General features: G+C 63.1%; 10 protein-coding genes. 7 read left to right on the top strand and 3 right to left on the bottom strand.

The annotated features are described in order from the left end of the window. Nucleotides 1-655: 655 nt before the first annotated feature. Nucleotides 656-2,107, bottom strand: a complete 1,452-nt coding sequence (locus AC1DXW_RS30235) for an FAD/NAD(P)-binding protein (protein ID WP_477756462.1) — start codon at nucleotides 2,105-2,107, stop codon at nucleotides 656-658. 14 nt (nucleotides 2,108-2,121) lie between these two features. Further along, nucleotides 2,122-2,685, bottom strand: a complete 564-nt coding sequence (locus tag AC1DXW_RS30230; RefSeq protein WP_477756461.1) for a helix-turn-helix domain-containing protein — start codon at nucleotides 2,683-2,685, stop codon at nucleotides 2,122-2,124. Between AC1DXW_RS30230 and AC1DXW_RS30225 the strand changes: the two genes are divergently transcribed. From AC1DXW_RS30225 to AC1DXW_RS30195, 7 genes are all read left to right on the top strand, one after another. After that, nucleotides 2,680-3,702, top strand: a complete 1,023-nt coding sequence (locus AC1DXW_RS30225; protein WP_477756460.1) for a DMT family transporter — start codon at nucleotides 2,680-2,682, stop codon at nucleotides 3,700-3,702. The genes AC1DXW_RS30230 and AC1DXW_RS30225 overlap by 6 nt on opposite strands. Before the next feature lie 272 nt (nucleotides 3,703-3,974). Further along, the gene (locus AC1DXW_RS30220; protein ID WP_477760849.1) at nucleotides 3,975-6,893 is read left to right on the top strand and encodes a monovalent cation/H+ antiporter subunit A; all 2,919 of its coding nucleotides are present in this window, start codon (nucleotides 3,975-3,977) and stop codon (nucleotides 6,891-6,893) included. Beyond that, nucleotides 6,893-7,237, top strand: coding sequence for a Na+/H+ antiporter subunit C (locus AC1DXW_RS30215; protein WP_007973781.1), 345 nt, complete (start codon nucleotides 6,893-6,895; stop codon nucleotides 7,235-7,237). The genes AC1DXW_RS30220 and AC1DXW_RS30215 overlap by 1 nt, the downstream gene beginning before the upstream one ends. Further along, complete coding sequence (locus AC1DXW_RS30210; RefSeq protein WP_477760848.1) at nucleotides 7,234-8,919, top strand: monovalent cation/H+ antiporter subunit D; 1,686 nt, start codon at nucleotides 7,234-7,236, stop codon at nucleotides 8,917-8,919. Before AC1DXW_RS30215 ends, AC1DXW_RS30210 begins: the two co-directional genes overlap by 4 nt. Beyond that, nucleotides 8,916-9,404 carry a Na+/H+ antiporter subunit E gene (locus AC1DXW_RS30205; protein WP_477753127.1) on the top strand — a complete coding sequence of 163 codons (489 nt, stop codon included), beginning with the start codon at nucleotides 8,916-8,918 and terminating at the stop codon, nucleotides 9,402-9,404. Before AC1DXW_RS30210 ends, AC1DXW_RS30205 begins: the two co-directional genes overlap by 4 nt. Further along, on the top strand, nucleotides 9,401-9,679 hold the full coding sequence (locus AC1DXW_RS30200; protein WP_414925130.1) for a K+/H+ antiporter subunit F: 279 nt from the start codon (nucleotides 9,401-9,403) through the stop codon (nucleotides 9,677-9,679). Before AC1DXW_RS30205 ends, AC1DXW_RS30200 begins: the two co-directional genes overlap by 4 nt. Continuing rightward, nucleotides 9,676-10,038, top strand: coding sequence for a Na+/H+ antiporter subunit G (locus AC1DXW_RS30195; protein ID WP_007973772.1), 363 nt, complete (start codon nucleotides 9,676-9,678; stop codon nucleotides 10,036-10,038). Before AC1DXW_RS30200 ends, AC1DXW_RS30195 begins: the two co-directional genes overlap by 4 nt. Before the next feature lie 157 nt (nucleotides 10,039-10,195). On the opposite strand, the gene AC1DXW_RS30190 is transcribed toward AC1DXW_RS30195, so the two are convergent. Then, entirely contained in the window at nucleotides 10,196-10,633 is a 438-nt protein-coding gene (locus tag AC1DXW_RS30190) for a DUF3995 domain-containing protein (protein WP_477753128.1), read from the bottom strand. Between the last annotated feature and the right edge of the window lie 80 nt (nucleotides 10,634-10,713).

Genomic DNA, 10,713 nt, shown 5'->3' with positions numbered 1-10,713 from the left:
CTCTGGGCCGGCGGCGGCTAACCCGGCATCCATGCCGGGTTGCCCACTGCGCAGAACCTCCACTCGGCCTCACGAGGGGGCGTGTACCGCAACAGCGCCCGAGGCGGCCTACCGGCCGGCCTGGTTCTGATGCGTGCGTGTTTCCCTGTAGGAGCTGTCGAGTGCAACGAGGCTGCGATCTTTTGGCTTTATTGCTTACAAGCAAGATCAAAAGATCGCAGCCTTCGGCAGCTCCTACGGAGTGATACATCCGCGAAATCAGGTCGGCTGTCAGGCCGCCTTCGCGAGCAGGCTCGCTCCTACAGAAGAGCAAAGGCAGACCGGCGTACACCCTCGCTTCTCACCACTCATCAGGCCGAGCGTTAGCTCGCCTGCAGCTCTTGATCTTGATCCACCCGCCCCCTCGGAAGGCCTCGTTCCGGTGTTCATCCGGGGGTAGGCGCGCAGCGCCGTTCGGCGCAGCCGAACACATCGAGAGGAGGTCGAGCGAAGCCGACCGGAGGCGATGCCCCCGGATGAATGCCGGAGCGAAGGAACCCCGAGCCTTGGCGAGGGGCCGTACGTAAGGGGCGAGACCTTTGGTTCCTTTGGGCTGGGCCGGCACTCCGGCGTTTGCCAAAGGGACTCGCCGTAAGGGCGAAACCGCCAGCCGCCGTTACCGCAGCAACGGATATGTACTCAGACCCACAACCTGATCGACGAGTCCCGTCAGCCGCTCGGCCAACGCCTTGGCCTGGCTCGCCACGTCGGTAACGGCGGTACTTTCCCACCACATGCCGCGCAACGGCGGGCCCATGGCAAACAGACGGCGGGCGGGCTGCCCCTCGGCGTTCAGGACCGCGCCATCGACCTCTGCCGCAATGCCCAGGGCCAGCGGCCCCGGCTGCACCAGACCGCGGGCGAGCAGTTGCCGGGGTAACGGCCGCGCCACCCGACGCCAGTCGTATTCGATACCGCTGGAGTTGATCAGGGCGGCACCGCTGACCACACAGGTCTGCGTCTCGCCGCGTCGTCGAAGGCGGATACTGACGCTGTCGCCCGTCGAAGGCTCAAGTCCCTTGAACGAGGCCGCGTGAATACGTAACCGCCCTTCTTTATATAAGCGCTCCACTCGTTCGGCGCTCAAGGGTGGCGAGCGGTGGTGATGGCTTTCCCACCACGGCCGTACATGCCGCACGAACTGCCGACGCTGCACGTCCGTCGCCTGATGCCACAAGCGGCCGATATGTGCCCGCACCGTGTCCAGTGGCGCTTGCCAGTCGATACCCTGGGCGATAGCGTCCCGGCAGTGTCGACGCAGTTCGCGCATCAGCTGGCGAGGTGTGCGGATACTCAGGTCCTCAGCGAGAAAATCCACCCAGGCCGGTGGCTGGCGACGCACATGGGGCAGCAGCCCGTGGCGGGAAAACACTTCGATCGGCCCGCGATGCCCGGCCTGTTCCAGGGACACCACGGCGTCGACCATGGTCAGGCCCGAGCCGATGATCATGACCGTCGATTGCGGATCGAGCCGCTGCATGGCCGCCACGTCCCACGGATCGAGGGCGGCCGCATTCAAGCCGCTGGATTCGGTTTGTGGCGTGCGCGCGGCGGGAAACATTCCGGTGGCCAGCACCGCAAACGCGCCCTGCACGCATCGGCCATCGCTCAAGGTCAACCGCACGGTGTCGGCATCGGTTTGCAAATCGACCGCCTCGGCCTGCACATGCTCGACCGTCGAACCGTTCAGTGCACCCACCGCCTGTGCTTCGGCCAGGCGCTGTCGGGCGTACAGGCCGAATACGCCCCGTGGTGGAAACAGTTCGCTGATCGGCACATGCTGCTGATCCGATTCCGGCCAGCCGCCCGCCGCGATGTACCCGGTCAGCCATTGGGTCAGGTCGTCGGCGTTGTCCGGATCGACACTCATCCGCGCCGCATTGCCGTTGAGCGTATGGCCCAGTTCCACCGCACTGTAGGCTTCGCCCCGCCCCAATTCGGCCCGGGGCTCGATCACCAGCACCCGGCGCTGGCCCGGCAAGCGCATCAATTGCGCCGCCAGCATCGCGCCACTGAGGCCGCCGCCGACAATCAGGATGTCGGCGTCATTGGTCAAGGTCTGGTCCATCGTGCTCTCCCTGTTCAGATCACCACGTTACGCACAAACCGCGCCGCCACCGCCCCGTCGTTGCGATAACAGTGCGGCTGGTTGCTGGCGAACATGAAGAATTCACCCGCGGCGATAGGCTGTGGCTGGTCGCCGAGCATAACGGTCAGGCAACCTTCGAAGACATAAATCTGCTCGCTCCAGCCATCGGCGTCCGGCTCCGACGGATACACCTCGCCCGGTTGCAGGCACCACTCCCACTGCTCGACTTCGCGGCTGGCCTGGGCCTTGGAGAGCAACACCGCTTTGCTGCCGGGGATCGTACCGGTCCAGGCCAGCTCATTGATACGACTGGGATCGCGGGCGTCGGGCGCCTGGATCAAATCACTGAAGGCAACGTCGAGGGCTTCGGCCACCCGGTCGAGGGTGGTCAGGCTGACGTTCTTTTCCCCCGCCTCGATCGCCACCAGCATTCGACGGCTGACACCGGACTTTTCCGCCAGCGCGCTCTGGCTCAGGTCGGCGGCATGACGCAAACGACGGACGTTTTGACTGACGTGCTGGAGGACCGAAGCCCGTTGGGTAGAATCTTTGTGCACTATATTGCTCACTGGGTGGGGTTGGGCAGTATACTGCGCAACATTCGACGCATTGTGCGTCCCCCTCCAGTAGCGTGCAAGGTCATGACGTTGGTGAACTCCCCAAAGGCTTCCTCCCGTTTCACACGGTTCAGCAAGGCTGAATGCGTGCTGGTGCTGATCACGATGGTCTGGGGCGGTACCTTCCTGTTGGTACAGCACGCGATGACCGTCAGCGGCCCGATGTTTTTCGTCGGCCTGCGTTTTGCCGCCGCCGCGAGCATCGTCGCCCTGTTCTCCTGGCGTCATCTGCGCGACATGACTTTGTTCGAACTCAAGGCGGGGTCGTTTATCGGCGTGGCGATCATGCTCGGCTACGGCTTGCAGACGGTCGGGTTGCAGAGCATTCCCAGCAGCCAATCGGCATTCATTACCGCGCTGTACGTGCCTTTCGTGCCGTTGCTGCAATGGCTGGTGCTGGGGCGGCGCCCGGGGTTGATGCCCAGCATCGGCATCATGCTGGCCTTTAGCGGGTTGATGCTGTTGTCCGGGCCGTCCGGTGCGGCGTTCAACTTCAGCTCCGGTGAAATCGCCACCTTGATCAGCGCCGTGGCCATTGCGGCCGAGATCATCCTGATCAGCACCTATGCCGGCCAGGTCGATGTGCGCCGGGTGACGGCGGTGCAACTGGCGGTGACTTCGGTGCTGTCGTTCCTGATGGTGGTGCCGACCAACGAGGCGATTCCGGATTTCTCGTGGTTGCTGCTGTGTAGCGCGCTGGGCCTTGGGGCGGCAAGCGCGGCGATTCAGGTGGCGATGAACTGGGCACAGAAAAGCGTGTCACCGACCCGCGCCACGCTGATCTATGCCGGTGAGCCGGTATGGGCCGGGATTGTCGGGCGCATCGCCGGGGAACGTTTGCCGGCGATTGCCCTGGTCGGGGCCGGGTTGATTGTAGCGGCGGTGATAGTCAGTGAGTTGAAGACCAAGGGCAAAGCTGCGGCTGAGCAGGAGCTGGAGCAGGAAACACAGCGATAAACCGCAAACTCTGCATTGCCAGATAGGCCGCCATCGCGAGCAAGCTCGCTCCCACAGTGTTTTGGGTTGAACACAAGATTGTGTACACCTTCATACCCTGTGGGAGCGAGCTTGCTCGCGATGGCGGCCTATCTGGCTCCCCAACCTCTATCTGAAACAATGTGAATCAGGGCTTTTCCGTCTACCGTGTAGGATTCTGCGACAGCTTGGCGTTTGGTGATCCGGGAGCTGGCACGTATGATGCTTCACAAACTTCCGCAGATTAGAAGCCTATGTCCCTGATAGTTCTACTGCTTCTGCCTTTCATAGGCAGCTGTTTGGCGGCCGTGTTGCCGCACAATGCCCGTAACGCCGAATCTCTGCTAGCCGGCCTGATCGCCCTGATCGGCACCCTTCAGGTCGCATTCCTGTACCCGCAGATCGCCCATGGCGGCGTCATTCGCGAAGAGTTTTCATGGCTGCCCAGCCTGGGCCTGAACTTCGTCCTGCGCATGGACGGTTTCGCCTGGCTGTTCTCCATGCTGGTGCTGGGCATCGGCACCCTGGTTTCGCTGTACGCCCGCTACTACATGTCGCCGAACGATCCGGTGCCGCGTTTCTTCGCGTTTTTCCTGGCCTTCATGGGCGCCATGCTCGGGCTGGTGATCTCCGGCAACCTGATCCAGATCGTGTTTTTCTGGGAGCTGACCAGCCTCTTCTCGTTCCTGTTGATTGGCTACTGGCACCATCGCGCCGATGCCCGGCGCGGCGCCTACATGGCGCTGATGGTGACCGGTGCGGGCGGTTTGTGCCTGCTGGCGGGGGCCATGCTGCTCGGCCATGTGGTCGGCAGCTATGACCTGGACAAGGTCCTGGTCGCCGGCGACCTGATTCGCGCCCATGGCCTCTACCCGATTCTATTGCCCCTGATCCTGATCGGTGCCTTGAGCAAAAGTGCGCAATTTCCCTTTCATTTCTGGTTGCCCCACGCCATGGCCGCGCCGACGCCCGTGTCGGCGTATCTGCACTCGGCGACCATGGTCAAGGCCGGGGTCTTCCTGCTCGCGCGGCTATGGCCTTCGCTTTCGGGCAGTGAAGAATGGTTCTACATCGTCAGCGGCGCCGGCGCCTGCACCCTGTTGCTCGGGGCGTACTGCGCAATGTTCCAGAACGACCTCAAGGGCTTGCTGGCCTACTCGACCATCAGCCACCTCGGCCTGATTACCCTGTTGCTCGGCCTGAACAGTCCGCTGGCCGCCGTCGCCGCGGTGTTCCATATCCTCAACCACGCGACCTTCAAGGCCTCGCTGTTCATGGCCGCCGGCATTATCGACCACGAAAGCGGCACCCGCGACATCCGCAAACTCAGTGGCCTGTACAAGCTGATGCCGTTCACCGCCACCCTGGCCATGGTCGCCAGCGCCTCGATGGCCGGCGTACCGTTGCTCAACGGCTTCCTGTCCAAGGAAATGTTCTTCGCCGAAACCGTGTTCATCAATGCCACCCGCTGGGTCGAACTCAGCTTGCCGATCGTGGCAACCATTGCCGGTACCTTCAGCGTGGCATACTCCCTGCGTTTCACCGTGGATGTGTTCTTCGGTCCGCCCGCGACCGACTTGCCCCACACGCCCCACGAGCCACCGCGCTGGATGCGCGCGCCGGTCGAGTTGCTGGTGTTCACTTGTTTGCTGGTGGGGATCTTCCCGGCCCAGGTGGTCGGCCCGCTGCTCGCGGCGGCGGCGCAACCGGTGGTCGGCGGCACGCTGCCCGAGTACAGCCTGGCGATCTGGCATGGCCTGAACGCGCCGATGATCATGAGCCTGATCGCATTGTCCTGCGGCACCGTGCTCTATCTGCTGCTGCGCAATCAATTCAAGCGCGGACGCTTCAACCGTCCGCCGGTCATTGGTCGCCTGGACGGCAAGCACCTGTTCGAATACGCGCTGGTCGCGATCATGCGCCTGGCCCGTCGCCTGGAGCCGCGGATTGGCACCCGGCGCCTGCAAATGCAGTTGTTCCTGGTGGTGTTCGCCGCCGTGCTGGCCGGGTTGATCCCCATGCTGCACAGCAGCCTGCACTGGGGCGACCGGCCGAAAATCCCCGGGTCGATCGTCTTCGTCACCTTGTGGTTGCTGGCCATCGCCTGCGCCCTGGGCGCGGCCTATCAAGCCAAGTATCACCGGCTCGCGGCCCTGACCATGGTCAGCGTCTGCGGCCTGATGACCTGCGTCACTTTCGTCTGGTTTTCGGYGCCGGACCTGGCCCTGACCCAACTGGCGGTCGAAGTGGTGACCACGGTGCTGATCCTGCTGGGCCTGCGCTGGTTGCCACGACGGATCGAGGAAGTCTCGCCGTTGCCCGGCAGTCTGCGCCGGGCGCGGGTACGGCGGATCCGCGACTTGCTGCTGTCGACCGCGGTCGGTGTCGGCATGGCGTTGCTGGCCTACGCCATGCTGACGCGCCAGACCCCCAACGATATTTCCTCGTTCTACCTCAGCCGCGCCTTGCCCGAAGGCGGCGGCAGCAACGTGGTCAACGTGATGCTGGTGGACTTCCGTGGTTTCGACACCCTCGGTGAAATCACCGTGCTGGTGGCCGTGGCCCTGACCGTGTTCGCCCTGCTGCGCCGCTTCCGCCCACCGAAAGAAAGCCTGCAACTGCCGGCCCAGCAACGCTTGCTCGCACCGGACGTGGTCACCGACCTGGTCAACCCGCGTCATGCCAGCGACACCGCACTCGGCTTCATGATGGTGCCGGCGGTGCTGGTGCGCCTGCTGTTGCCGGTGGCGCTGGTGGTGTCGTTCTACCTGTTCATGCGCGGGCACAATCAACCGGGCGGCGGCTTTGTTGCGGGGCTGGTGATGTCGGTGGCGTTCATCCTGCAATACATGGTCGCCGGCACGCAGTGGGTCGAGGCGCAAATGAGCCTGCGGCCACTGCGCTGGATGGGCACCGGACTGCTGTTTGCCACGGCCACCGGGCTGGGTGCGATGCTGGTCGGCTATCCGTTCCTGACCACCCACACCTGGCATTTCTCGTTGCCGCTGCTGGGTGACATTCACCTGGCCAGCGCGTTGTTCTTCGACATCGGCGTATACGGCGTGGTGGTCGGTTCGACCCTGTTGATCCTCACAGCCCTCGCCCACCAATCGGTGCGGGGTCACAAAACCGCTGCCCAGCCTAAATCCGTTGCCATGAAGGAGGTCGTCTGATGGAAGAAGTCATCGCAATCGCCATCGGCGTACTGGCCGCGTCCGGCGTCTGGCTGATCCTGCGCCCACGGACGTTCCAGGTGGTCATGGGCCTGTGCCTGCTGTCCTACGGCGTCAATCTGTTCATTTTCAGCATGGGCAGCCTGTTCATCGGCAAGGAACCGATCATCAAGGACGGCGTACCGCAGGACTTGCTGCATTACACCGATCCGTTGCCGCAAGCACTGGTGCTGACGGCGATCGTCATCAGCTTTGCCATGACCGCACTGTTTCTGGTGGTGCTGCTGGCCTCCCGGGGCCTGACCGGCACCGACCATGTGGATGGCCGGGAGCCCAGGGAATGATGGCGATGACCCACCTGATCGTCGCACCCATTCTGCTGCCGCTGCTGACCGCCGCGATCATGCTGATGCTCGGCGAGAAGCACCGGCCGCTCAAGGCGAAGATCAATCTGTTCTCCAGCCTGCTCGGCCTGGGCATTGCCGTGGCGTTGTGGCAATGGACACAAACCACCGGCGTGCCCGGCTCCATCGGTGTGTACCTGCCGGGCAACTGGCAAGTGCCGTTCGGCCTGGTGTTGGTGGTCGATCGCCTGTCGGCACTGATGCTGGTGCTGACCGGCATCATAGGCGTCTGTGCCCTGCTGTTTGCCATGGCCCGCTGGGACGGCGCCGGTTCGAGTTTTCACGCGCTGTTCCAGATCCAGATGATGGGCCTTTACGGCGCGTTCCTCACCGCTGACCTGTTCAACCTGTTCGTATTCTTCGAAGTGTTGTTGGCGGCGTCCTACGGGTTGATGCTCCACGGTTCGGGCCGGGCGCGGGTGTCGTCGGGGCTGCACTACATCTCGATCAACCTGTTGGCCTCGTCACTGTTCCTGATTGGCGCGGCGCTGATCTATGGCGTCACCGGCACGTTGAACATGGCTGACCTGGCGGTAAAAATCCCGCTGGTGTCCGAAGCTGATCGGGGCTTGCTGCACGCCGGCGCGGGGATTCTGGCCGTCGCGTTTCTGGCCAAGGCCGGCATGTGGCCGTTGAACTTCTGGCTGGTGCCGGCCTATTCCTCGGCCAGTGCGCCGGTGGCGGCGATGTTCGCGATCATGACCAAGGTCGGCGTCTACACCTTGCTGCGCCTGTGGACGCTGCTGTTCTCCGCCCAGGCCGGGGCATCGGCGTTCTATGGCGGGCAGTGGCTGATTTACGGTGGCATGGCGACCATCGTCTGCGCCGCCATGGCGATCCTCGCCGCGCAACGCCTGGAGCGCATGGCCAGCCTGAGCATTCTGGTGTCGGCGGGCATTCTGTTGTCGACCATCGGTTTCGCCCAGCCGAACCTGGTCGGCGCGGCGCTGTTCTACCTGTTCAGCTCGACCCTGGCATTGAGCGCATTGTTCCTGCTGGCCGAACTGATCGAACGCTCGCGCTCGGCCAACGATATCCTGCTCGAAGACGAAACCGAACTGCTGCCGCGGCCACTGGAATCCCTGCATCCGCCCAAAGGCATCAACCTCGACGACGAACAAAAAGCCGTGGTCGGCCAGGTGATTCCCTGGACCATGGCGTTTCTTGGCCTGAGCTTCATCGCCTGCGCCTTGCTGATCATCGGCATGCCGCCGCTCTCCGGCTTTATCGGCAAACTCGGGTTGATCGGTGCCCTGCTCAATCCGCTGGGCCTGGGCAACAGCGGCAACACACCGGTTTCCAACGCCGCGTGGGGCCTGTTGGTGTTGTTGATTGTGTCCGGGTTGGCGTCGCTGATCGCGTTCTCGCGCTTGGGTATCCAGCGCTTCTGGACGCCAGCCGAACGTCCTTCGCCCCTGCTGCGACGCCTGGAATGCGTGCCGATCTTCGCCCTGCTGGGCTTGAGCATTGCGCTGACCTTCAAGGCCGATCCGCTGCTGCGCTACACCCAGGCCGCCGCCGATGCCTTGTACAACCCGCAGCAGTACGTGATGGCGGTGCTCGACACGCGCGTTGTACCGAACCCGCCGGCCCATGCAACCCCGCAGGAGGTGCAGCCATGAAGCGCCTGTTTCCGGCACCGTTGCTGTCGCTGGCCTTGTGGCTGCTGTGGCTGTTGCTGAACCTGTCGACCAGCCCCGGCAACCTGCTGCTGGGTGCGGTGCTGGGGTTCTGTGCGCCATTGATGATGCGCAGGCTGCGTCCGCTGCCGGTGCGCATTCGTCGACCTGGAGTGATCCTGCGCCTGGTCCTGCTGGTCGGGCGCGATGTGCTGATGTCCAACCTCGCCGTGGCCTGGAGCGTGCTCAATGCCGGTCGCCGCCCGCCCCGCTCGCGATTCATCAAGGTGCCGCTGGACTTGCGTGACGCCAACGGCCTGGCCGCGCTGTCGATGATCACCACGGTGGTGCCCGGTACGGTCTGGTCGGAGCTGGCGCTGGACCGCAGCATTCTGCTGTTGCACGTCTTCGACCTGGACGATGAGGCGCTGTTCATCCAGCACTTCAAGGCGACCTACGAACGTCCTTTGATGGAGATCTTCGAATGAGCCCGTTGCTGTCGAGCGCGATCCTGCTGAGCCTGTTCTTCTTTTCTTTGGCGATGATCCTGACCCTGGTCCGCCTGTTCAAGGGACCGTCGGCCCAGGACCGGGTCCTGGCGCTGGACTATCTGTATATCGTCGCGATGCTGATGATGCTGGCGCTGGGTATTCGCTATGCCAGTGACACGTACTTCGAGGCGGCGCTGCTGATCGCACTGTTCGGTTTCGTCGGCTCGTTCGCCCTGGCGAAATTCCTGCTGCGTGGTGAGGTGATCGAATGAATACGCCATTGTCATTGTGGGTGGAAATCCCGGTGGCGATCCTGCTGGTGCTCGGCAGCCTGTTTGCGTTGATCGGCGCCACGGGTCTGCTGCGCATGAAGGACTACTTCCAGCGCATGCACCCACCAGCCCTGGCCTCGACGCTTGGGGCCTGGTGCGTGGCGCTGGCATCGATCATCTACTTTTCGGCGCTCAAGTCCGCACCGGTATTGCACGCCTGGCTGATTCCGATCCTGCTGGCGATTACCGTACCGGTGACCACCTTGCTGCTGGCCCGGGCGGCGCTGTTTCGCAAACGCATGGCCGGGGATGATGTGCCGGCCGAAGTGAGCAGTCGGCGGACCGAGAGCGGTAGTTAGACCAAAGATTTGTATTGGCTGGACCGACCTCATCGCGAGCAAGCTCGCTCCCACAAGGTTTGGTGTCGGACTCAAAAGGTGTGTACGACACCCGTCACTGTGGGAGCGAGCTTGCTCGCGATGAGGCCAGTATTGTCACTACAAAAATGTCGATCAATCAGATCCAGGCCACCGTCAACAACCCCGCCCCCAGCACCACACACAACGGCGAGTAAACCCAGGTGTCCAGCCGGGCAAATTTCGAGCCTTTGACCTCTTTGAAAAAACCCACCAGCTCCGAATCGCCAATGGCCCGGGCAAACAGCAAAATCGCTATCGCGCTGATCACCCACTGCAACGACCAGTGATGCAACGGCGGCAGCCACCAACCCACCCGCAAGCACACCAGCGCGGCAATCAACAGCAACACCGCAGCCACCACCAGCGTGATCCAGCCTCGTGGCTTGAACGCCGGACGCAGTTGCGCGCTGCCCTCCTGCGGCACTTGCGGGACCGCCGCCACCGCCGCCCATTCACCACCCAACGCCCAATACACATGCACCAGACTGATCACTGCGAAGATCGTCACCAGCGATTGAGCCAACAACAGGGTCATGGTTCAGAGATCCTTGAAAGGAATATGAACTGAACATTGTAGGAGCTGCCGCAGGCTGCGATCTTTTGATTTTGTTTTTT

This window comes from Pseudomonas sp. P4_C4 (assembly GCF_056402055.1).
Note: the sequence above shows the minus strand (reverse complement) of the source record. Positions and strands in the feature narration are given on the sequence as shown.

Bases quoted from the DNA above. Each gene is read 5' to 3' on its own strand.
- AC1DXW_RS30235 (WP_477756462.1), bottom strand. From the start codon at position 2,107: ATGGACCAGACCTTGACCAATGACGCCGACATCCTGATTGTCGGCGGC.
- AC1DXW_RS30215 (WP_007973781.1), top strand. From the start codon at position 6,893: ATGGAAGAAGTCATCGCAATCGCCATCGGCGTACTGGCCGCGTCCGGC.
- AC1DXW_RS30210 (WP_477760848.1), top strand. From the start codon at position 7,234: ATGATGGCGATGACCCACCTGATCGTCGCACCCATTCTGCTGCCGCTG.
- AC1DXW_RS30205 (WP_477753127.1), top strand. From the start codon at position 8,916: ATGAAGCGCCTGTTTCCGGCACCGTTGCTGTCGCTGGCCTTGTGGCTG.
- AC1DXW_RS30200 (WP_414925130.1), top strand. From the start codon at position 9,401: ATGAGCCCGTTGCTGTCGAGCGCGATCCTGCTGAGCCTGTTCTTCTTT.
- AC1DXW_RS30195 (WP_007973772.1), top strand. From the start codon at position 9,676: ATGAATACGCCATTGTCATTGTGGGTGGAAATCCCGGTGGCGATCCTG.
- AC1DXW_RS30190 (WP_477753128.1), bottom strand. From the start codon at position 10,633: ATGACCCTGTTGTTGGCTCAATCGCTGGTGACGATCTTCGCAGTGATC.